Raw genomic sequence first — 20,204 nt, 5'->3', positions numbered from 1 at the left:
CGCTCAGGGGCCCTTCATCTGTCGGCCCTATGCCGGGAGCACCGCCCGGGCTCCCGGGCGGTACTGCCAAGGAGGCCCGCGATGACCGTCTTCTCCCGAGTTGCCCGCGCAATGGGTGCTTTCGCGAATGGTGCCCTTGGACGCCGGCGCACGGCACGCGGTCGCGTTGCACTCGGGCGCGCAGCGACGGGGCTTGTTGCAGGCGCGCACCCTGTAAATGCGGCCTGTGTGGATGCCGGGCCCGCGATCGCCAAGAGACGCCTTCCGGGCATTCCGGCACTGCTCCTCGCACTCGCGGTCCCCGTCGCACCCCCTGTGGGGGCGCAGGAGGGGCGGGGCGTGATCTATCTCGCGGACCGGGAGCGCGGCACCATGGCCTATTCCCCGCAGCGTGTTCCCCTCGGGCCGGTGCAGAACCCCACTGCGATGCCCCTGCCGCTGATCGTCACCCGCAACGCCTTGCCGCCGTTGGCAGAGGGCAGCCGCCCCGTCGAGCCCGGGCGGTCCGCCGCGGCCCTGCCACCGGATGTGCCGCCAAATCTGGCCCGGCCCCGCAGCACGTTGCTGCCCGCGGACGGACCTCGCGGCGCAGGCCCACTGCGCGCCCCACGTCACGCGGCCCCCAGGATTTCGACGCAGGGGGCGCCTGCAGCGGTCCCCGTGCCTGCGCCGGGCGTTGGGCCATCAGGCGGGCAGGTGCTGCAGATGGACGGGGCCTCTGGCGGTGGGCAGTGGATGGTCACGGCGCAGGGCTGTACCTACTCGCGGGCGCAGGCCCCGGGACGTGCGCCCACATGGCACCTCGTCCTCAATCCGAACCACGTGGGGCAGCCGCCCTCCGGTAGAGGATGTGCGGCAATCCTGCGCTGAGGGGCGCCGCCGCCCCGGACGTCGCCCCGTCGTCATGCTGGCCTCCTATCGCCGGGCGGGCTTGGGATTTCGGGTCGTTCAGCCCCGGCGCCCCGAGGCATAGAGGCGACGGCACCCGAATGATGGGCCTTACGGCCCGGGCGGTGCGGGGCATCTGGGGCTGACAGCCAAGCTGAGATTTGAGGCGAGGCGTGGGACAAGGCGTGGGCGGAGGTCCGGGAGGCTGTCGGGGCGGCAGGGACGCAGTGCCTTCCGCGGCGCTCGTGCTCGCCTCCGCTCATACGCCCAAAGAAAAACGCCGCGGAGCGGGGCTCCACGGCGTTTCTGTCGGTCGGTCCTGCTGTCGCTTACGCGGGCAGGGCGGCCTTTGCCTGGTCCACGATGGCGCCGAAAGCTTCGGGCTCGTGCACGGCCAGGTCGGCCAGAACCTTACGGTCCACTTCGATGCCGGCCAGCGACAGGCCGTTGATGAAGCGGGAGTAGGTCAGCGCTTCGTCGTGTGCGCGGACAGCGGCGTTGATCCGCTGGATCCACAGCGCGCGGAAGTTGCGCTTGCGGGTGTGCCGGTCACGGGTCGCGTACTGGTTCGCCTTGTCGACGGCCTGACGGGCAACCTTGAAAGTGCTCTTGCGGCGGCCGTAGTAGCCTTTTGCTGCCTTGAGGACTTTCTTGTGGCGGGCGTGGGTCGTGGTACCACCTTTAACACGGGACATCTGGTGATCTCCTTATTTCGCGTAGGGCATCATCGGCTTGATGATCTTCTCATCAGCCTTCGACAGCGTGGTGGTGCCGCGTGCGTCGCGGATGAACTTGGTGGTGCGCTTGATCATGCCGTGGCGTTTGCCGGCCTGACCTGCGATGATCTTGCCAGAGGCAGAGACCTTGAACCGCTTTTTGCAGCTCGACTTTGTCTTCATCTTGGGCATTTCCGTCTCCTGTCTTTTGAGTGCGGTCAACGCGCGACTCGGCATGCCACTACCGGCCGGCCGCGCAACAGAGCGGCCTGATACGCGGTGATCGGCCAATAGGCAAGGGGAAAGGGCAGGTTTCGCGCGGTTTTCTGGCCGGCCCGCAGGGGCAGGGGCCTCAGCCCCGCCGCAGCGCGGCCAGAATCCGGCCCGTCACCCGGATGAAGGCATCGGGGATTTCGGCAAGGCCATAGCCCGCGGGTGCGGTCGCAAAGGCCCAGCCGAGAAGCGCCGCGCCGATCAGAAGCACGAAAACGGCCGCCCGCGGCGGGCGCCTGTCGGCATAGGCCGCCACCAGCGAGGGGATCGAGAGCATCAGCAGGATGACCCCCGTCACGACGACGAGGTCGGTGTCCGGGCGCAGCGCGCGGGCCTGCGCCCAGAGGTCCTGCAACGCCTCCAAGCCGGATCAGCCCGGATCGGTGGCGAAGATCAGGCGCTCTTCGCAGGGGGCGACGCGCAGGATGTTCGTCGTGCCAGAGGTGTTGAACGGCACGCCGGCCACGACGAGGATCTGATCGTCGGGCGTTGCGAAGCCACCGGAGCGGGCGGCGCGGGCCGCGTTCACGACCGCTTCCTTGAAGCGCTCCAGCTCGCCGCACATGACGCAGTTGGTGCCCCAGGACAGCGCCAGCCGCCGGGCGGTGCCGCGTTCAGAGGTCAGCGCGATGATCGGCACCCGGGGCCGTTCGCGGGCGGTCAGCAGCGCGGTGGTGCCGGTCTGGGTGAAGCAGCAGATCGCCTTGATGTTCGTGGTCTCGGCGATCTCGCGCGCGGCGGAGACGATGCCGTCGGCCACGGAGCTGCGGCTGATCTTGCGGCTGGCCTCGATGATCTCGCGGTAGTTCGGATCGCTTTCGACCTCGACCGCGACGGCATTCATCGTGCGCACCGCCTGCACCGGATACTGGCCCGCGGCGGATTCGGCCGAGAGCATGACGGCGTCGGTGCCCTCGTAGATCGCGGCGGCCACGTCCGAGACCTCGGCCCGGGTGGGCATCGGGCTCTCGATCATGCTTTCGAGCATCTGCGTGGCGACGATCACGGGCTTGGCGGCGGCGCGGCACTTGCGGGTCAGGCGTTTCTGGATCGCGGGCACGTTCTGCACCGGCAGTTCGACGCCGAGGTCGCCGCGCGCCACCATGATCCCGTCCGAGGCGGCGAGGATCGAATCGAAGGCCTCGACCGCGGCGGGTTTCTCGATCTTGGCGAGGATCGCGGCTCGGCCATCGGCCAGCGTGCGGGCCTCTTCGACGTCGGCCACGCGCTGCACGAAGGAGAGCGCCAGCCAGTCGATCCCCAGCGAACAGGCGAATTCCAGGTCGGCACGGTCCTTCTTGGAGAGCGCGGCCAGCGGCAGCACCACGTCGGGCACGTTCACGCCCTTGCGGTTGGAGATGGTGCCGCCCGCTATGACGGTGCAGCGGGCGTAATCGGGGCCGCAGTCCTCGACCTTGAGGCGGATCTTGCCGTCGTTCACCAGCAGCGTCGCGCCGGATTTCAGCGCGGCGAAGATCTCGGGGTGGGGCAGCTGGACGCGGTCCTTGGTGCCCGGCGTCTCGTCGAGGTCGAGGCGGAAGGTCGCGCCGTCCACCAGATCCTCGCTGTCATTGGCAAAGGCGCCGACGCGCAGCTTCGGCCCCTGAAGGTCCGCGAGGATGGCGATGGTGGTGTCGAGGTCGCGCTCGATCTGGCGGATGATGCGGTGCCGCTCGGCGATCTCTTCGTGGGTGCCGTGGGACATGTTCAGGCGGAACACGTCGGCCCCGGCCTCGAAGAGCGCGCGGATCATGTCATAGTCGTTGGAGGCCGGACCCAGAGTCGCGACGATCTTGGTGTTACGATGGCGTCTCATGGTGCTGTCTCCTCAGCTGTGCGGCCTCTGCCGGGCCGATCCCGGTCTTGTTCGGACGTACGAGGAGCAGTATTGCGCTTTTCGCTAACGTCAACAACCATTACCGATTTTCGGCGCCGGAGGTGACAGGGCCATGACAGAGCAGGCAGCGGGGCAGGCGGCAGAACGGGCAGGATATCAGCCCTACGAAATCAGCGGCGCGGAGCGGGCCTCCCGCTGGCTGGTGTGCTGCGATCACGCGGCCAATACCGTGCCGGCGTTCGTGGGCGGCGGCAGTCTCGGCCTGCCGGAGGCGGACATGGCGCGGCACATCGCCTTCGACCCCGGTGCGGCGGGCGTCAGCCGGGCGCTGGCGGCGCATCTGGACGCGCCGGTGATCCTGTCGAACTTCTCGCGCCTCGTGATCGACCCGAACCGGGGCGAGGACGATCCGACCCTGCTGATGAAGCTCTACGACGGGTCGATCATCCCGGCCAACCGCCACGCGGACGCGGCCGAGCGCGAGGCCCGGCTCGACGCCTGCCACCGGCCCTACCACGATGCGCTGGAGCGGCTGGCGGCGCGCCGCGACGACACGGTGCTGGTCTCGATCCATTCCTACACGCCGCAGCTGCGCGGCCGTCCGCCCCGGCCGTGGCACGTGGGCATCCTCTATGCGGCGGACAAGCGCTTTGCCCTGCCGCTTCTGCATCGGCTGCAAGAGGAGCCCGACCTCTGCGTGGGCGAGAACGAGCCCTACGGCGGCCACCTGCCCGGCGACACGATCGACCGCCACGCGATCGACAAGGGGCGGCCGAACGTGCTGATCGAGATTCGTAACGACCTGATCGCGACCGAGAGCCAGCAGGCCCACTGGGCGGCACGTCTGGCGCCGATTCTTGAGAATGTTCTTGCCGAAACGGGTTTGTGAACTTTCTTGTGAGGGGCACGCCCCTTGGCGTGTGACGGATGCGCGGATAGGCTGATCGCGCGCCGGTGAAGCGCCCGTGAGAGGAGCCCCCATGCCCGACCTAGACGAGCAGACCCAGCTGGAACTCGAAGCCGCGGCCTTCCGCCGTCTGCGCCAGCACCTGATGCAGGACCGTCCCGACGTCCAGAACATCGACCTGATGAACCTTGCCGGCTTCTGCCGCAATTGCCTGTCCCGCTGGTACCAGGAAGCCGCCGATGCCCGTGGCATCGAGATCGGCAAGGAAGAGGCGCGGGAATACTTCTACGGCATGCCCTATGACCAGTGGAAGGCGCAGAACCAGACCGAGGCCAGCCCGGACAAGCAGGCCGCCTTTACCGAAGCCTTCGAGAAGAATGTCGGCTCGACCTCCTGAGGGCGGGGCGGCGACGTATTGACTGAACCCATTTAGATCAACCGATGCGGCCATTGTTGCCGTGCCAACCGCCCGCAAGAGGCGGGGAACGAGGGAAGTTCGATGACAGTGCTGACCGGCCCCCGCGCCGTCCTGACGGCCGCCCTTGCGGCGGTGATGTTCCTGGCCTCCTGCGGCGGGGGCAGCGGCCCCACCGTCGGGCGGCTGGAAAAGCCCCGGACGCTGAACGCCGCGGATTACCGCGCCGCGGGCATTCCCCGCAGCTTCGGCGACACCAAGCCCCATGAATGGGACAGCATCCGTCCGGATCGCTACCCGATCCACGGCATTGATGCGGCCCGCTACCAGGGTGACATCAACTTCTTCGCGGCACGCAATGCGGGCATCAATTTCGCCTGGCTGAAGGCGACCGAGGGCGGCGATTACCTCGACCCCGGGTTCCCGCGCAACGCGCCGCGCGCACGGGCCGCGGGCGTGGCCGTCGGTGCCTATCACTTCTACTACTTCTGCCGCACCGCGCGCGAGCAGGCCCGCTGGTTCATCGAGAACGTGCCGCGCGTACCGGGTGACCTGCCGCCGGTGCTGGACATGGAGTGGAACCACCAGTCGCGGACCTGCAAGCGGCGGCCAGACGCGGCGACCGTGCGGGACGATATCCGCACCTTCTCCAGCATCGTGGCGCAGCACTACGGCACGGCACCGGTGGTCTACACGACGCCCGATTTCTACGAGCACAACCAGCTGGGCCTGCTGCGCGGGACGGAGTTCTGGCTGCGCTCGGTCGCGGGCCATCCGTCCGAGCGTTACCCGCAGGAGCGCTGGACCTTCTGGCAATACACCGGCACCGGCGTGGTGCCGGGGATCGACGGGATCGTGGACATCAACGCCTTCGCCGGGGATCCGGTCAGCTGGCGGGCCTGGCTGTCCGTGCGGCGGCAGAAATAGACCCGCTATCAGGCGACTGGCATGAGGGAGAGAGACATGAACGCAACCATGACACGGCGCGGAATCTGCGCAGGCCTCGCCGGCTTCGGCGCCATGACGCTGGCCGCCTGTGGCGGGCCGGGGGCGGTGTCCACCGGGGTCACGCGGCCCGCCGGGCTGCCGGATGACCTGCGCCCGGTGCGCGACGCGGGCTATGACGCCTGGGTCGCCTCCTTCCGGGCGCGCGCGCAGGGGCAGGGCATCTCGCCCTCCACGCTGAATGCCGCCTTCCGGCACGCGGGCTTCCTGCCCGGCGTCATCACCCGGGACCGCAGCCAGCCCGAAAGCTCCCGCACGCTGGAGGATTACCTCTCCATCGCGACCTCGGACGAGCGTGTCTCCAAGGGGCGGGCCGCCTATGCCCGCAACCGCGCCACGCTGAACGCCATCGAGGCGCGCTATGGCGTGCCCGCCAACGTGGTCTGCGCGGTCTGGGGGCTGGAGAGCTACTACGGCGAGCGGCGCGGCGATGTGCCGGTGATCGCGGCCACCTCGACGCTCGCCTACGAGGGGCGGCGCGGGGCGTTCTTCGAGAAGCAGCTGATCGCGGCGCTGAAGATCATCCAGTCCGGCGACGTCAGCGCCGACCGGATGACCGGCAGCTGGGCCGGGGCCATGGGGCATACCCAGTTCATCCCGACCTCCTACCTCGCCTACGCGGTCGACTTCACTGGCGACGGGCGGCGCGACATCTGGTCGGAGGACCCCTCCGATGCGCTCGCCTCCACCGCCGCCTACCTGCAGCGCTCGGGCTGGACGCCGGGCGTGAAATGGGGCGGAGAGCTGACCGGCGCCAACCCCGGCGGGCGGGTCCTGACACCGCAGCCGGGCGGTCCCAGCTTCTGGGTCACGGGGAATTTCAACGCGATCAAGCGCTACAACAACTCCGACCTCTACGCGATCGGCATCGGGCATCTGTCGGACCGGATCGCGGGCGGCGGGCCCCTGCGCGGGTCCTTCCCGCCGGATCAATACGGGCTGACCAAGGATGACCGCGTTGCGCTGCAGCAGCGGCTGACGGCCCGGGGCTTTGACACCGGCGGGGCCGATGGCGTGCTGGGACCCAAGAGCCGCGCGGCGATCTCCGATTATCAGCGCAGCATCGGGCTGCCGGCCACGGGCGCGCCTTCGCCCGATCTTCTGCGGCGGCTGGGATGAGGCGGGCGCTCTGGCTGGGGATGGCGCTGGTCCTTGCGGGACCGGCGGCCGCGCAGCTGGTGATGCCGTCGCCGCAGGACCGGCGGACGCCGCAGCAGGAGGTGCAGCGCCGGCTGGACGGGGTGAAGTCCGGTATCGACGCGCAGCGCCGCACGCTGGACACGGCGCCGAAGACACTGGGCACCCAGCTGCAGGAAGACAGCCGCCGGCAGGTGGAGGAGAACCAGAAGGACGTGGAGGAGCGCGAGCTGATCCTGCCGGATGTGACGCCCGAGTTGAGGTGAAGTGCGCTGAGGTGTGACGGGGTTGTGGGCGACTGTCTGCCCGGCAACGGTCGTCGACAGTGATGTCGCTCTTACTCATCACCGCTTGTGTTCATCCCCGCGCGGGACAAGGCCGCAGGCCGCCGCGCATCGCCGGCGCGCCCCCACGCGGCGGCGATTTGGTGAGGCTAGGCGGTCCCTCGACGGGACACGATATGCTTGGCTGCCATAAACTGCTCGCCAGACAGGTCCGGATCGCCCCCGCGCGCGCCAGCAATGCGCGGCTTCGTGTCTGGCCTCGCGGGTGCTGGCTGCGGCGGCCTGAGCTCTCGTAGAGCCTCCGCGCGCCGGAACGCGGGACTTGGCGAGGCCTAGGGGAGGGGGCGACGGACAACCGGCGCGGAGAGCGCCCAAACGAAAAGGGCGCCCCGAGGGGCGCCCTTCGTCGTTCGAAAGATCGGAGATCAGAGCGCGGCCTTGCGCATCTCGTCGATGTAGATCTCGCGCAGGCGCAGCGAGACGGGGCCGGATGCGCCCTTGCCCACGGCTTCGCCATCGATCTCGATGATCGGCGTCACATAGGCACCGGCGGAGGTGATGAAGGCCTCGTCCGCGGCCTTGGCCTCGTCCACGGTGAAGGAGCGCTCTTCGACTTCCATCTGCGCTTCCTTGGCGAACTTCAGCACCGAGGCGCGGGTGATGCCGTGCAGGATGTCGTTCGACAGCGCGCGGGTGATGATCTTGCCGTCCTTGACGATGTAGGCGTTGTTCGAGGTGCCCTCGGTCACGAAGCCGTCCTCGACCAGCCATGCATCATCGACGCCCGCCTTCTTGGCCATCATCTTGGCCATGGAGGGGTAGAGCAGCTGGACGGTCTTGATGTCGCGGCGATGCCAGCGGATGTCCGGAACGGTGATGATCTTGTAGCCGGCGCGGGCCTTCTCGCTCATCGCGTTGCCGGGCTTCGACTGGGTGAAGAGCACCAGCGAGGCCTTGGTGGTCTCGGGGTCCGGCCAGATGAAGTCACGGTCGCCGGCGGAGCCGCGGGTGACCTGAAGGTAGATGCCGCCCTCTTCGAGGTCGTTCAGCTTGACCAGCTCGCGGTGGATTTCCAGCAGCTCGTCGAAGGAGACGGGCAGGGTCATGTCCAGTTCCTTGAGCGAGCGCTCGAGGCGTTTGGCATGGCCGGGGTAATCCACCAGCTTGCCGTCGAGGACGCTGGTCACCTCGTAGACGGCGTCGGCCATCAGGAAGCCGCGGTCGAAGATCGAGACCTTGGCTTCGGTTTCCGGGACAAACTCGCCGTTCACATAGACGGTACGGGTCATCAGGAGAACTCCTTGTTGGAGGCCCCCGGGGGAGACGCGGTCAGGCGCCGGGGGCACGATTATGTGCCCCCGAAGGGGCGGAAAGTCTCAGCCCCAGAGCGCGGACGTGGCAGGGTGCACGCCGGCTTCGTCATAGACGAGGGCCGCATCGCGGTCTTTGGCCAACAGGAGCGGGCCGTCAAGATCCGTCACGAGGGCGCCCTGTGCCACGAGCACCGCGGGCGCCATGGCGAGGGAGGAGCCGACCATGCAGCCGACCATCACGTCGAAGCCGGCCTTCAGGCCCTCTTCCTTCAGCGCGAGCGCCTCGGTCAGGCCGCCAGTCTTGTCGCACTTGATGTTGATGACATCGTACTTGCCGGTCAGCTTGGGCAGGTCGGCGCGGTCATGGCAGCTTTCGTCGGCGCAGACGGGCACGGGACGGTCGATGCCGATCAGGGCCTCGTCCTCGGCCTGCGGCAGCGGCTGTTCGACCAGCGACACGCCCAGCTTCACGAGGTGCGGCGCGAGGTCCTTGTAGACGTCGACCGACCAGCCTTCGTTGGCGTCGATGATGATCTTGGACTTGGGTGCGCCGCGGCGCACGGCCTCGAGGCGGGGCATGTCGTCCGGGGTGCCCAGCTTGATCTTGAGCAGCGGGCGGAAGGCGTTCTTGGCGGCCTGCGCCTCCATCTCTTCCGGGCTGGCCAGCGAGAGGGTGTAGGCGGTGATTTCCGGGCCGGGGGCCTGTTTCAGGCCGGCCAGCTGCCACGCGGGCTTGCCGGCCTTCTTGGCTTCCAGATCCCACAGGGCGCAGTCGACCGCGTTGCGGGCGGCGCCGGCGGGCAGCAGGTCATAGAGATCCATGCGCGAGAAGGCGGCGGGCAGGCCGTTGATCTCGTCCGCGACGCTGTCGAGGGTTTCATTGTAGCGGGCGTAGGGGACGCATTCGCCCCAGCCGGTGACGCCACCGTCGGTGATGCGCACGGTGATGACCTTGGTCTCGGTGCGCGAGCCGCGGGAAATGGTGAAGACCTGCGCGAGCGGGAAAACGTCGCGGATGACCTCGATCTGCATGGGGGACCTCCTGAGAGAGAGGGGGCCCGCTGGGGGCCCCGGAAGAAAGGGGAGGTCGCCCCCGGCAGGTCAACGGCGCGGAAGGGGGACGCGCCGGACCCGCGGGGGCGACTGGCCTCAGCCGAGCGCGACCAGCGCGTCGACGAGACGACCGGCGCCATGGCGGAACGGATCCACCGTGGGAAGGCCCATTTCTTCTTCGACCTTGGCCAGGTACGCCTTGGCGTCTTCCTCGCTCAGGTGCTGGGTGTTGACCGAGATGCCCACGACTTGGACGTCGGGGTTCACGACCTTGGCCAGCGTCAGCGCCACGTCCTGCAGCGCCGTCAGGGTCGGCAGCTTGTAGGAGGGCAGGCCGCGCATGTGCTCGCGGGTGGGTTCATGGCAGAGGATCAGCGCGTCGGGCTGGCCGCCGTGCACGAGGGCCATGGTCACGCCCGAGTAGGAGGCGTGGAACAGCGAGCCCTGGCCTTCGATCATGTCCCAGTGGTCAGCATCGTTGTCCGGGGTCAGGTATTCCACCGAGCCGGCCATGAAGTCCGCGATGACGGCGTCGAGGGGCACGCCTTCGCCGGTGATCAGGATGCCGGTCTGGCCGGTGGCGCGGAACGACGACTTGAGGCCGCGTTCCTTCATTTCCTTGTCCATCGCCAGCGCGGTGTACATCTTGCCGACCGAGCAGTCGGTGCCCACGGCGAGGCAGCGCTTGCCGGTCCGCTTCTCGCCGTTGGCGATCGGGTACTGGACGGTGGGGATGCGCACGTCGTGCAGGGTGCGGCCGTTGGCTTCGGCCACGGCGACGAGGTCGGGCTCGTTGCGCAGCAGGTTGTGCAGGCCGGAGGCGATGTCGAAGCCTTCTTCGAGCGCTTCGATCAGCACCTTTTTCCAGGCCTTGGAGATCACGCCGCCACGGTTGGCAACGCCGATCACCAGCGTCTTGGCGCCGGCTTCCTTGGCTTCGGTCAGCGTCATGTCGGCCAGTTTCATGTCGGCTTTGCAGCCTTCCATGCGGAACTGGCCGATGGCGTTGTCCGGACGCCAGTCGCGGATGCCCTGGGCCACTTTCGCAGCCAGCGCATCGGGGGCATCACCAAGGAACAGCAGATATGGGGTCTCGATCATTCGGGCACCTGTTGGGGAGAGTTGTTGCGCCCGATTTTGGCGGATTCGCGGTGGGATTGCTTTGCAAATCCGCGGAACTCTGGGCGGTGGTTGCAAGTTTCTTCGCAGGATTGGGAATTCTGTCGAAGATTTTCGCATCGCCGTCGCAGGCTTTCACGCAGGTGCAGCGCCGACGATTCCGCGACGCAGCGGTGGATCGCGCTGCGTTTGCAAATTGTGCTTGCGGCCCGGCTTGTAATTTAATATCGCTCTCGGGCGAATTGAAGAAATATCCTTGCCCTTTGACCCGCTTTTCGGGCCGTTCCGCATGTGATGGAGATCGAGAGATGAGCTTCCGCCTTCAGCCCCCGGCCCCCGCCCGTCCGAACCGCTGCCAACTGTTCGGTCCCGGGTCGAACACCAAGCTGTTCGAGAAGATGGCCGCCAGCGCCGCGGACGTGATCAACCTCGACCTCGAGGATTCGGTCGCGCCCGACGACAAGGAACAGGCGCGCAAGAACATCATCCAGGCCATCGGCGACGTCGACTGGGGCCAGAAGACGATCTCGGTGCGGATCAACAGCCTCGACACGCCGTTCTGGGTGCGGGACGTGGTGGACCTGATGGAACAGGCCGGTGACCGGCTCGACATGATCATGATCCCCAAGGTGGGATGCGCGGCGGACGTCTATACCGTGGATGCCATGGTCACTGCGCTGGAACGGTCGAAGGGCCGCACCAAGCCGCTGAAACTGGAAGTCATCATCGAGAGCGCCGCGGGCATCGCCCACGTGGAAGAGATCGCCGCCGCCTCGCCCCGGCTGGAGGCGATGAGCCTTGGCGCCGCGGATTTCGCGGCCTCCATGGGGATGCAGACCACTGGCATCGGCGGCACGCAGGAGGACTACTACATGCTGCGCGAGGGCCAGAAGTACTGGTCCGATCCGTGGCACTGGGCCCAGACCGCCATCGTCGCGGCCTGCCGCACCCATGGCGTGCTGCCGGTGGACGGGCCCTTCGGCGATTTCTCGGACGATGACGGCTACCGTGCGCAGGCGCTGCGCTCGGCCACGCTGGGCATGGTCGGCAAATGGGCGATCCACCCCAAGCAGATCGCCCTGGCGAACGAGGTCTTCACCCCCTCCGAGACGAAGGTCGCAGAGGCACGCGAGATCCTCGCCGCCATGGAAGAGGCCAAGCGCACCGGCGCGGGGGCCACTGTCTACAAGGGCCGTCTGGTCGACATCGCGTCGATCAAGCAGGCCGAGGTGATCGTCCGCCAGTCGGAGCTGATCGCACAGATGTGAGGGGTCCCCGAGGGGATCCTGCCGTGCCGCGGTGAGGAGATCGCAGCGCACGGGTCGGGCGGGGGGCGCAGGTTCTCCGCCCTTGCTTTTCAGGGGGTTGTCGTGAGCCGGCGCGGGCTGGTGATCTGCCTGTGACCTGCGGGCCACGGCCGCGCGCCCGGGCAAGGGGCCCGCTGGCCCGCAGCGGCTTCGGCACTAGGTAACTTGCGCGATACGCCCCGCAATGGAATTGTGCGGACCGACCTGAACGGACCCAATCGGAGGATTCGCAATGCGCGCACTGCGCCGTCTCACCACCGCCTGCCTCATGACCAGCCTGATGATCGGAGCTAGCTCCGCCAGTCTGTCCGCGCAGGAGCGGATCGAGAATGAACAGGTCGTCATCTACAGCCAGCGCTGGCTGGTGTCCAAGGACCCGTCGCAGAACGGCCTGATGAGCTATCTGACCGTGCAGCGCGGCAAGGCGGGCGAGTATTTCTCGGTCACCTGCCGGCGCGAGGGCAGCCATGTCCTGCGTGGCCTGCGCCTCGGCTTCCCGGAGGAGCAGCCCTCCTTCGTCCGCGAGGGTGCGAAGTTCGCCCGGGTCGAGATCTCCGTGGATGGACGGGTGCAGCCGCTCGACATCAAGTACACCGGCACCACCGCCGATCAGGCCTTCGGTCGCGACTCGATCTATGGCTACGAGGTGATCTTCCCCTCGGTCGCCGCACGCGATGGCTTCATCGACGGGCTGCGCACCGGCAGCCACATGAAGATCAGCGGCCAGTCCCTGCCGGTGGAGCTCAAGGGCTCTTCCCTCGCGCTGCAGGGGCAGGAAGACTACTGCAAGTAACCGGGCAGGGCCGTGCTGACCCTGCTGCACACCGCCGAGGTGCACGTGGCGCGCTTCGCCGCGCTGCGTGATCGTCTCGCCCCGGGCGCCGAGTTGGCGCAGGTGGTCCGCGCCGACTGGTTGGCGCGGGCCCGGGCCGAGGGGGTGGAGGCTGTTGCCGACGAGGTCACCGCCGTCATCCGCGCCGCGAAAGGTCCGGTGATCTGCACCTGCACGACGCTGGGTCCGGTCGCCGAAGCCGCGGGCGCGTCACGGGTGGACCGGCCCATGATGCAGCGGGCGGCGCGCCTCGGCGGTCCCGTGCTTCTGGTCTACACGCTGGCCAGCACCGCGGAGGCCAGTGCGACCCTGCTGGGGGAGTATGCCCCTGACATCCGCACCCTCGACCTCTCCCCGCTCTGGCCGCTCTTCGAGGCGGGCCGGGGGGCTGACTTCGCCGCCGCCATCGCAGAGGGCGTCCGGGCCGAGCTGACGCGGCAGCCGGCGGTCGTCGTGGTGCTGGCGCAGGTCTCGATGAGCGATGCCGCGCCCCTGCTGGCAGGCCGCGGTGTGCCGGTGCTGAGCGCGCCGGAAACCGCGCTTCGGGCCGGTCTGGGCCTGTGATCGTCGCGCTCTGCTGCGGTCGCGGGACCCGCTGCCGCCGATGCGACCCGGGGCCCTGCCTGCCGAGTTGCATCCGGGCGCGGAGAAAGCCATATAGCAACAGTCCGGCAAGGAGTGTGAAATGACCAATTACCTCGATTTCGAGCGGCCGCTGGCCGAGATTGAAGGCAAGGCCGAGGAGCTGCGGGCCATGGCCCGGCAGAATCCCGAGATGAAGGTCGAGGAAGAGGCCGCCGCGCTGGACAAGAAGGCCGCGGACATGCTGGTCGACCTCTACAAGACATTGACGCCCTGGCGGAAGTGCCAGGTGGCACGTCACGGCGACCGTCCGCATTGCCAGGATTACATCGATGCGCTCTTCACCGAGTACACGCCGCTGGCCGGCGACCGGAACTTCGCCGACGACCATGCGGTCATGGGCGGGCTGGCGCGCTTCAACGACCGTCCCGTCATCGTGATCGGTCACGAGAAGGGCAATGACACCAAGTCCCGGATCGAGCGCAACTTCGGCATGGCCCGTCCCGAGGGCTACCGCAAGGCGATCCGCCTGATGGACATGGCCGATCGCTTCGGCCTGCCGGTGGTGACGCTGGTGGATACCCCCGGCGCCTACCCGGGCAAGGGCGCCGAAGAGCGCGGCCAGTCCGAGGCCATCGCACGCTCGACCGAGAAATGCCTCCAGATCAAGGTGCCGCTGGTCTCGATCATCATCGGCGAGGGCGGCTCCGGCGGGGCCGTGGCCTTTGCGACCGCCAACAAGGTGGCGATGCTGGAGCATTCGATCTACTCGGTCATCACCCCCGAGGGCTGCGCCTCGATCCTGTGGAAGGATGCCGAGAAGATGCGCGAGGCGGCCGAGCAGATGCGTCTGACCGCGCAGGAGCTGAACCAGCTGGGCGTGATTGACCGGATCATCAAGGAGCCGCTCGGCGGGGCGCACCGGGATAAGAAGGCGACGATCGCCGCCGTCGGCAAGGCGCTGGAGGCGATGCTGGGCGATCTCGACGAATCCGATCCCGCCAAGCTGGTGGACCAGCGCCGGAAGAAGTTCCTCGGCATGGGCTCGAAGGGGCTGGCGGCGTAACGCGAGGCCGACGATCTGGCCGGAAAATTCGAATTTTCCGGTCCGTTTTCTTCGAAGAAAACGGCAAGGGGGCCTTGGGCCCCCTTTTCTGTTGCCGCAAACAATAGGCCGTCATCGGCGGGAACGCGTGGCGTCTGCGCTGTCTCTGCGTCCGCCGTCCTGCCTCTCCCTCCCTGTCGGGCATCCAAGAATTTTCAAAAATTCTTCGAAGAGTGTTCTTGCGCCACGTGGAGGGCAGGGCCTCCCGCAAACGAAAAAGCCCCGCCGGTGGGGCGGGGCTTTCGCAAGTCCGAGGGGCCCGATCAGGCTTCCTTGGCCCGTTTCTTGATCGGGGCCCAGATCGCCTTGTTGGTCAGGTAGAGCAGGACCGAGAGGATCACGAGGAACAGAACGGCCGTGAAGCCCACCTGCTTGCGCGCCATCATCTTGGGTTCTGCCGCCCAGGTCAGGAAGGCAGCCACGTCCTCGGCCTCGTGGTGCAGTTCGGTCGAGTGACCGTCTGCGAACTCCACGTCCTCGCCCATCAGGGGCGGGGCCATGGCGATCCAGCCGCCGGCAAAGGCGGTGTTCTCGTAGTAGATCGTGCCTGCTTCCTCTTTCTCCTCGCCGGTGTAGCCGGTGAGGATCGAGACGATGTGCTCGGGCCCGCCGATGCCGTTGAAGAGCTGGCTCAGACCAGTGCCGTAGGGGCCATGGTAGCCCGCGCGGGCCTTGGCCATCAGGCTGAGGTCAGGCGCGTTCTCGAGGCTCGACATCGGGAAGTGGTCATTGGGCGTCCGGGCGCGGAAGTCATCCAGCTCGGGGTCCATGATCTCCGACAGGTTCGCGGCATAGGCGCGGACCTGGTCCTCGGGGAGTTCCGGCCCGCCCTCGTCCGAGAGGGTGCGGATCGGCACGTATCGCAGGCCGTGGCAGGCCGAGCAGACCTCGGTATAGACCTGCAGACCGCGTTGCAGCTGCATCTGGTCGAAGCTGCCGAACGGGCCCTCGAAGGAGAAGTCCACGTCGTGGGTGTGGCCACCTTCGGCCGCCATGGCCGCCCCGGCCGAAAGGCCGAGGGCCGTCAGGGCAGAAAGGGTGAGTTTCTTCATCATCTGTCTCAGACCTTTCTTATTCGGCTGCGGTCGATTTGCCGTAATGCGCATCGAAGTCTTCCTCGATGGTCGCCGGCGGCGTCGTCGGTTTCTCGATCACGCCGAGCAGCGGCAGGATCACGAAGAAGTAGCCGAACCAGTAGGCCGCACCGATCAGCGAGATCGTCGAGTAGGGCGGCTCTGCCGGCATCGCACCGGCCCACATCAGTACGATGAAGTCGATGCAGAGCAGGGCGAACCACCACTTGAACATCGGACGATACCGGCCCGAGCGCACCGAGGAGGTGTCGAGCCAGGGCGTCAGGGCCATGGCGATGATCGCGCCGAACATGGCCAGCACGCCGAAGAACTTGGCGTCCACGATGCCACCGGTGATCCAGTTGGCGAACATCACGACCCAGACGTCAGCGGTGAAGGCACGCAGGATCGCGTAGAACGGCAGGAAGTACCATTCCGGCACGATGTGCGCGGGCGTCGCCAGCGGGTTGGCCTCGATGTAGTTGTCGGGGTGGCCCAGGTAGTTCGGCATGAAGCCGACGATGGCGAAGAACACGGCCAGGATCACGGCAAGGGCAAAGAGGTCCTTGATCACGAAGTAGGGCCAGAAGGGCACGGTGTCCTTCTTGGCTTCTTCCTTCGAGCCGCGGCGCACGTCGACGCCGGTGGGGTTGTTGTTCCCGGTATTGTGAAACGCCCAGATATGGACCAGCACCAGGCCCGCGATTACGAAGGGCAGCAGGTAATGCAGCGAGAAGAAGCGGTTCAGCGTCGCGTTGTCCACGGCCGGCCCGCCAAGGAGCCAGGTCTGGATCGGTTCCCCGATGAAGGGGATCGCGCCGAAGAGCCCGGTGATCACCGTTGCACCCCAGAAGGACATCTGACCCCAGGGCAGAACGTAGCCCATGAAGCCCGTGCCCATCATCAGCAGGTAGATCAGCATGCCGATGATCCACGTGATTTCGCGCGGGGCCTTGTAGGAGCCGTAGTAGAGACCGCGGAAGATATGCAGGTAGACGGCAAAGAAGAACAGCGAGGCGCCATTCATGTGCAGGTAGCGCAGCATATGGCCGCCGTTCACGTCGCGCATGATGTGTTCGACACTGGCGAAGGCCATGTCCACATGCGGCGTGTAGTGCATCACCAGGACGATACCGGTGGCGATCTGCAGTGCGAGGCAGAAGGTCAGGATGATGCCCCAGATCCACATCCAGTTGAGGTTCTTGGGGGTCGGGATCATGATCGTGTCATAGACGAGCGCGACAATCGGGAGACGGGTGTGAACCCATTTCTCGATCCCGGTCTTGGGCTCGTAATGATCGTGCGGAATTCCAGCCATTCGTCGCTCTCCTCAGCCCAGGACGATTTCTGTTTCGCCCTCGAAGCGGGCAACCGGAACCGGCAGGTTCCGCGGGGCCGGGCCTTTGCGGATGCGGCCGGCGGTGTCGTAGTGGGAGCCGTGGCAGGGGCAGAACCAGCCGCCGAAGTCGCCCGAGGCATTGCCGAGCGGCACACAGCCCAGGTGGGTGCAGACGCCCATCATGACCAGCCATTCCTCGGCCGCGTCGCCCTCGGCGCCTTCCGGGGCCAGCGAGCGGTTCGCGTCGGTCGCAGGGGCCCCCGCGGCGACGTTTTCGTTCCGGGCTTCCGGGTCAGGCAGCGAGTTGACGTCCACGGCGCGGGCCGCTTCGATCTCGTCAGGGGTACGGCGACGGATGAACACCGGCTTGCCGCGCCATTTGACGGTCAGCTGGGTGCCGGGCGAGACGCCCGAAACATCGACGCGAATCGACGAAAGCGCCTGCACGTCTGCGGAGGGGTTCATCTGGTTCACCAGCGGCCAGATCGCGGCGCCGGCGGTCACAGCACCCGCGCCTGCCGTGGCGTAGTAGAGGAAATCTCTGCGGGTGCCTTCGTGGTCGTCTGCGTGGGACACGAGGTTTGCTCCATTCTTCGACCGAGAACGGTCAGACATACGGAGGCCGTCTAATTTCTCAACTCCTCCTCCCGGAGGTTTAGCGGCCCAATGTACTTGCGTCCACTATTCCGTGATCGACAGTCGGGGAAGGCGCCTAAGTGTCGCGCTTGTGACATTCTTTTACCGGGTGTATTCGGGTCTCACGATATATGCGCCACCTTTCCGGCCGTGTCTTGCGACTGGACCCGTCGAACGGAAGCCCCATGCTCAAACGTTTCAAATACGCTCTCGCGGCCCTCGTGCTGACGGCGGCCCCCGCCGCAGCCGAGATCGAGATCAACGCCTACACCGGGTATCAGACCGCCCCCCACAGCCGGATCAAGGGGGATTACCCCGATGCGGTCGGCGGCAGCTACTCTGCCCTCATCGGCTGGGACGGCAAGTCCTGGTCCATGCCGCCCTACTACGGTGTGCGCGCCACCTGGTGGCGGACCGAGACCCTGGGCTTCGGCATCGAGTTCTCGCACAACAAGATCTATGCCGATCACGGTGACATGGCCGCCGCGGGCTTCGACACGCTCGAAATGACCGATGGCCTGAACATCCTGACGCTGAACGTCGCCCGCCGCTGGCCGGGCATGTGGATGGACGGGGCGGTGACGCCCTACCTCTCGGCCGGTATCGGCATGGCGATCCCCCACGTCGAGACGACCGCCACCGCCGGCGGCCCCGAGACCTTCGACTACCAGGTGACCGGCCCCGCGGCGCGTGCCACTGCCGGTGTCTCCTACGCCTTCACCGACCGCTGGTCGGTCTTCGGGGAGTACCAGTTCATCTGGACCGACATCGACGCCGATCTGGACGGGGGCGGGTCGCTCAAGACGACCGTCTACAACAACGCCATCAACATCGGTGTCGGCTACAGGTTCTGACGTCTCAGACCCCCCGATTGCATCGGGTCGGAATTGCGAAAGGGCCGCGCGGATCGCGCGGCCCTTTTTCGTCTCGATGTGTCCGCAAGTGGTCGGCCCGGCCCGTGGTGGCCAAGGGGCCGCGGGAGATCACTCGGGCACAGGATCACTCGGGCGCAGGATCACTCTGGCATCGTGTCCTTCATCGCGGCGCGCTCGCTGAAGCTGGCGTACCAGTCGTCCAGACGGCCATGCCCCAGCCGCCAGTTCCGCGTCCCGTGCCGGAAGTCGAGGTAGCCGAGCGCACAGCCCACGGCGATATGGCCCATGTCGACGGGGCCGTTCAGATGCTCCATCCAGCGTTCCTCGATCGCGCCCACGGCGCGGATCGCCTTGTCCCACTGGGCCTCGATCCAGCCGTCGAAGACCTTCTCCTCCGGGCGCACCCGGCGCTCGTAGACCATGAGAACCGCGGCATCGAGCAGCCCGTCCGCCGTCGCCTCCAGCACCAGCGTGTCCCAGAGCCGCCCCTCGGGGTAGAACTCCGCCTCCACCAGCGTGTCGAGGTAGCGGCAGATCACCCGGCTGTCATAGAGCGTCTTGCCGTCGGTCGTGACCAGCGTCGGGATCTTGGCCAGCGGGTTCACCCCGGCCAGGCCCATGTCCGACTTCACTGCCGTGGTGGCGACGACCTTCTCGTCGACCTTGCCGTCCAGCCCCGCCTCGCGCAGCAGCACCCGGACCTTGCGCACGAAGGGCGAGGCCGGAGAGGCATAGAGTTTCATTGCGTGACCCATGTCTGTCCCCATTGTGAGTGGGGCCACCCTAGGAGGGGGGCGCAGACCTGTCCATTGGTTGTTGACGCCCGCTCCGGCACTTTGCGGAATAGGCTTCCGCAGGGGTGTCGGCGCCCGCCGGGGGGCGTTCAGCCCTCGGGGGGGCTGCGCATCAGGGCCGCCAGCGCGGGGTCCGAAACGCCTTCGGCCGCGCCCAGCCGGGCGCTTTCGGGCTTGTTCTGGGAGAGTTTCCACGTGCCGTCGACGCCGGTCACCTGCATCCGGGCGGGCAGGATCTGGCGCATCATCCGCTCGGCCACGCCCTTGGTCATCTTGTCCATGACCCAGGGCGTCTTGGGCCGCAGCCGGGTTTCGAACTGGTCGGACAGGCGGGTCAGGACGCCGGGCATCTCCTCCGGATCGAGCAGTTCGATCGTGCCGCTCAGATGGACGGCGACGTAGTTCCACGTCGGCACCTGGTCCTCCAGACCGTACCAGTCGGGCGAGACATAGCCATCGGGGCCCGAGACGATCAGCTTGGCGGGCAGCGGCCCGTCGCGCAGCGCCCGCGCGACCGGGTTCGAGCGCACGATATGCACCTCCACCTCGGTGCCTGCCTCGTTCAGCAGGAAGGGCAGGTGGCTGATCAGCGGCAGCCCCTCGGCCGAGAGCGCGAGGATACCGAAGCTCACCTCCCGCGCGAAGGCGAGGTTGGCGGCGTCGGAGCGGGTGTGGAAGATCGGATTCGGATGCATGGCCGCATCCTTGCCGCGC

The 20,204-nt window shown here is 67.2% G+C and carries 22 protein-coding genes; 10 read left to right on the top strand and 12 right to left on the bottom strand.

All coding sequences use genetic code 11. From position 1 onward, the window contains the following. Nucleotides 1-1,217 precede the first annotated feature (1,217 nt). From rplT to pyk, 4 genes are all read right to left on the bottom strand, one after another. On the bottom strand, nt 1,218-1,583 hold the full coding sequence (gene rplT, locus ACX9MO_RS07085; RefSeq protein ID WP_222491013.1) for a 50S ribosomal protein L20: 366 nt from the start codon (nt 1,581-1,583) through the stop codon (nt 1,218-1,220). A gap of 12 nt (nt 1,584-1,595) precedes the next feature. Beyond that, complete coding sequence (gene rpmI / locus ACX9MO_RS07080) at nt 1,596-1,796, bottom strand: 50S ribosomal protein L35 (RefSeq protein WP_222491014.1); 201 nt, start codon at nt 1,794-1,796, stop codon at nt 1,596-1,598. Between the two features lie 160 nt (nt 1,797-1,956). After that, nucleotides 1,957-2,241 carry a hypothetical protein gene (locus ACX9MO_RS07075; RefSeq protein WP_462214032.1) on the bottom strand — a complete coding sequence of 95 codons (285 nt, stop codon included), beginning with the start codon at nt 2,239-2,241 and terminating at the stop codon, nt 1,957-1,959. Nucleotides 2,242-2,247: 6 nt separating this feature from the next. Continuing rightward, nucleotides 2,248-3,693, bottom strand: coding sequence for a pyruvate kinase (gene pyk / locus ACX9MO_RS07070; protein ID WP_222491015.1), 1,446 nt, complete (start codon nt 3,691-3,693; stop codon nt 2,248-2,250). A gap of 133 nt (nt 3,694-3,826) precedes the next feature. Here pyk and ACX9MO_RS07065 point away from each other — a divergent pair, with 133 nt between their 5' ends. The 5 genes from ACX9MO_RS07065 to ACX9MO_RS07045 all read left to right on the top strand — a co-directional run bounded on the left by ACX9MO_RS07065 (nt 3,827) and on the right by ACX9MO_RS07045 (nt 7,444). Beyond that, the gene (locus ACX9MO_RS07065) at nt 3,827-4,603 is read left to right on the top strand and encodes an N-formylglutamate amidohydrolase (RefSeq protein ID WP_462214031.1); all 777 of its coding nucleotides are present in this window, start codon (nt 3,827-3,829) and stop codon (nt 4,601-4,603) included. 91 nt (nt 4,604-4,694) lie between these two features. Further along, entirely contained in the window at nt 4,695-5,018 is a 324-nt protein-coding gene (locus ACX9MO_RS07060; RefSeq protein WP_222491017.1) for a DUF1244 domain-containing protein, read from the top strand. Between the two features lie 102 nt (nt 5,019-5,120). Beyond that, entirely contained in the window at nt 5,121-5,963 is an 843-nt protein-coding gene (locus ACX9MO_RS07055) for a GH25 family lysozyme (protein ID WP_462214030.1), read from the top strand. Between the two features lie 48 nt (nt 5,964-6,011). Then, nucleotides 6,012-7,160 carry a lytic murein transglycosylase gene (locus ACX9MO_RS07050; RefSeq protein WP_462214029.1) on the top strand — a complete coding sequence of 383 codons (1,149 nt, stop codon included), beginning with the start codon at nt 6,012-6,014 and terminating at the stop codon, nt 7,158-7,160. Then, nucleotides 7,157-7,444, top strand: a complete 288-nt coding sequence (locus tag ACX9MO_RS07045) for a hypothetical protein (protein WP_462214028.1) — start codon at nt 7,157-7,159, stop codon at nt 7,442-7,444. The genes ACX9MO_RS07050 and ACX9MO_RS07045 overlap by 4 nt, the downstream gene beginning before the upstream one ends. A gap of 443 nt (nt 7,445-7,887) precedes the next feature. On the opposite strand, the gene ACX9MO_RS07040 is transcribed toward ACX9MO_RS07045, so the two are convergent. The 3 genes from ACX9MO_RS07040 to dgcN all read right to left on the bottom strand — a co-directional run bounded on the left by ACX9MO_RS07040 (nt 7,888) and on the right by dgcN (nt 10,929). Beyond that, nucleotides 7,888-8,751: a D-amino-acid transaminase gene (locus ACX9MO_RS07040; RefSeq protein ID WP_222491019.1), complete on the bottom strand. Its 864-nt coding sequence runs from the start codon at nt 8,749-8,751 to the stop codon at nt 7,888-7,890. A gap of 87 nt (nt 8,752-8,838) precedes the next feature. Further along, complete coding sequence (gene dgcA / locus ACX9MO_RS07035) at nt 8,839-9,807, bottom strand: N-acetyl-D-Glu racemase DgcA (protein ID WP_222491020.1); 969 nt, start codon at nt 9,805-9,807, stop codon at nt 8,839-8,841. A gap of 117 nt (nt 9,808-9,924) precedes the next feature. Beyond that, nucleotides 9,925-10,929: an N-acetyltransferase DgcN gene (gene dgcN / locus ACX9MO_RS07030; protein WP_462214027.1), complete on the bottom strand. Its 1,005-nt coding sequence runs from the start codon at nt 10,927-10,929 to the stop codon at nt 9,925-9,927. 326 nt (nt 10,930-11,255) lie between these two features. Here dgcN and ACX9MO_RS07025 point away from each other — a divergent pair, with 326 nt between their 5' ends. The 4 genes from ACX9MO_RS07025 (at nt 11,256) to ACX9MO_RS07010 (ending at nt 14,734) form a co-directional block, all read left to right on the top strand. Next, on the top strand, nt 11,256-12,215 hold the full coding sequence (locus ACX9MO_RS07025) for an L-malyl-CoA/beta-methylmalyl-CoA lyase (protein WP_222491022.1): 960 nt from the start codon (nt 11,256-11,258) through the stop codon (nt 12,213-12,215). A 271-nt stretch (nt 12,216-12,486) separates the two neighbouring features. Further along, nucleotides 12,487-13,047, top strand: coding sequence for a hypothetical protein (locus ACX9MO_RS07020; RefSeq protein ID WP_222491023.1), 561 nt, complete (start codon nt 12,487-12,489; stop codon nt 13,045-13,047). Nucleotides 13,048-13,059: 12 nt separating this feature from the next. Beyond that, entirely contained in the window at nt 13,060-13,650 is a 591-nt protein-coding gene (locus tag ACX9MO_RS07015) for a hypothetical protein (RefSeq protein ID WP_462214026.1), read from the top strand. Between the two features lie 121 nt (nt 13,651-13,771). After that, nucleotides 13,772-14,734 (top strand): acetyl-CoA carboxylase carboxyltransferase subunit alpha, encoded by a 963-nt coding sequence (locus tag ACX9MO_RS07010; protein WP_222491025.1) that lies wholly within the window; start codon nt 13,772-13,774, stop codon nt 14,732-14,734. Nucleotides 14,735-15,036: 302 nt separating this feature from the next. Here ACX9MO_RS07010 and ACX9MO_RS07005 read toward each other — a convergent pair whose 3' ends face one another. The 3 genes from ACX9MO_RS07005 to petA are packed head-to-tail and all read right to left on the bottom strand — an operon-like array spanning nt 15,037 to nt 17,761. Then, nucleotides 15,037-15,828 carry a cytochrome c1 gene (locus ACX9MO_RS07005; RefSeq protein ID WP_462214025.1) on the bottom strand — a complete coding sequence of 264 codons (792 nt, stop codon included), beginning with the start codon at nt 15,826-15,828 and terminating at the stop codon, nt 15,037-15,039. A gap of 16 nt (nt 15,829-15,844) precedes the next feature. Beyond that, nucleotides 15,845-17,164 (bottom strand): cytochrome b, encoded by a 1,320-nt coding sequence (petB, locus tag ACX9MO_RS07000; RefSeq protein ID WP_222491027.1) that lies wholly within the window; start codon nt 17,162-17,164, stop codon nt 15,845-15,847. A gap of 12 nt (nt 17,165-17,176) precedes the next feature. After that, nucleotides 17,177-17,761 carry a ubiquinol-cytochrome c reductase iron-sulfur subunit gene (petA, locus tag ACX9MO_RS06995; RefSeq protein WP_222491028.1) on the bottom strand — a complete coding sequence of 195 codons (585 nt, stop codon included), beginning with the start codon at nt 17,759-17,761 and terminating at the stop codon, nt 17,177-17,179. A gap of 245 nt (nt 17,762-18,006) precedes the next feature. Between petA and ACX9MO_RS06990 the strand changes: the two genes are divergently transcribed. Then, nucleotides 18,007-18,675, top strand: coding sequence for an outer membrane beta-barrel protein (locus ACX9MO_RS06990; RefSeq protein ID WP_222491029.1), 669 nt, complete (start codon nt 18,007-18,009; stop codon nt 18,673-18,675). A 161-nt stretch (nt 18,676-18,836) separates the two neighbouring features. Here the strand turns inward: ACX9MO_RS06990 and ACX9MO_RS06985 are convergent, their stop codons facing one another. Further along, entirely contained in the window at nt 18,837-19,439 is a 603-nt protein-coding gene (locus ACX9MO_RS06985) for a glutathione S-transferase (RefSeq protein WP_462214024.1), read from the bottom strand. Between the two features lie 140 nt (nt 19,440-19,579). Then, a complete protein-coding gene (locus tag ACX9MO_RS06980; protein WP_462214023.1) occupies nt 19,580-20,185 on the bottom strand; it encodes an FMN-binding negative transcriptional regulator in 606 nt (201 codons plus the stop codon). Between the last annotated feature and the right edge of the window lie 19 nt (nt 20,186-20,204).

The sequence above is a fragment of the Pseudooceanicola profundus genome, from assembly GCF_054919315.1.
This window is presented reverse-complemented; position numbering and strand designations above follow the sequence as displayed.

Coding starts and splice junctions, on each gene's coding strand:
- rplT (WP_222491013.1), bottom strand. CDS start 1,583: ATGTCCCGTGTTAAAGGTGGTACCACGACCCACGCCCGCCACAAGAAA.
- rpmI (WP_222491014.1), bottom strand. CDS start 1,796: ATGCCCAAGATGAAGACAAAGTCGAGCTGCAAAAAGCGGTTCAAGGTC.
- pyk (WP_222491015.1), bottom strand. CDS start 3,693: ATGAGACGCCATCGTAACACCAAGATCGTCGCGACTCTGGGTCCGGCC.
- ACX9MO_RS07065 (WP_462214031.1), top strand. CDS start 3,827: ATGACAGAGCAGGCAGCGGGGCAGGCGGCAGAACGGGCAGGATATCAG.
- ACX9MO_RS07060 (WP_222491017.1), top strand. CDS start 4,695: ATGCCCGACCTAGACGAGCAGACCCAGCTGGAACTCGAAGCCGCGGCC.
- ACX9MO_RS07055 (WP_462214030.1), top strand. CDS start 5,121: ATGACAGTGCTGACCGGCCCCCGCGCCGTCCTGACGGCCGCCCTTGCG.
- ACX9MO_RS07050 (WP_462214029.1), top strand. CDS start 6,012: ATGACACGGCGCGGAATCTGCGCAGGCCTCGCCGGCTTCGGCGCCATG.
- ACX9MO_RS07045 (WP_462214028.1), top strand. CDS start 7,157: ATGAGGCGGGCGCTCTGGCTGGGGATGGCGCTGGTCCTTGCGGGACCG.
- ACX9MO_RS07040 (WP_222491019.1), bottom strand. CDS start 8,751: ATGACCCGTACCGTCTATGTGAACGGCGAGTTTGTCCCGGAAACCGAA.
- dgcA (WP_222491020.1), bottom strand. CDS start 9,807: ATGCAGATCGAGGTCATCCGCGACGTTTTCCCGCTCGCGCAGGTCTTC.
- dgcN (WP_462214027.1), bottom strand. CDS start 10,929: ATGATCGAGACCCCATATCTGCTGTTCCTTGGTGATGCCCCCGATGCG.
- ACX9MO_RS07025 (WP_222491022.1), top strand. CDS start 11,256: ATGAGCTTCCGCCTTCAGCCCCCGGCCCCCGCCCGTCCGAACCGCTGC.
- ACX9MO_RS07020 (WP_222491023.1), top strand. CDS start 12,487: ATGCGCGCACTGCGCCGTCTCACCACCGCCTGCCTCATGACCAGCCTG.
- ACX9MO_RS07010 (WP_222491025.1), top strand. CDS start 13,772: ATGACCAATTACCTCGATTTCGAGCGGCCGCTGGCCGAGATTGAAGGC.
- ACX9MO_RS07005 (WP_462214025.1), bottom strand. CDS start 15,828: ATGATGAAGAAACTCACCCTTTCTGCCCTGACGGCCCTCGGCCTTTCG.
- petB (WP_222491027.1), bottom strand. CDS start 17,164: ATGGCTGGAATTCCGCACGATCATTACGAGCCCAAGACCGGGATCGAG.
- ACX9MO_RS06990 (WP_222491029.1), top strand. CDS start 18,007: ATGCTCAAACGTTTCAAATACGCTCTCGCGGCCCTCGTGCTGACGGCG.
- ACX9MO_RS06985 (WP_462214024.1), bottom strand. CDS start 19,439: ATGAAACTCTATGCCTCTCCGGCCTCGCCCTTCGTGCGCAAGGTCCGG.
- ACX9MO_RS06980 (WP_462214023.1), bottom strand. CDS start 20,185: ATGCATCCGAATCCGATCTTCCACACCCGCTCCGACGCCGCCAACCTC.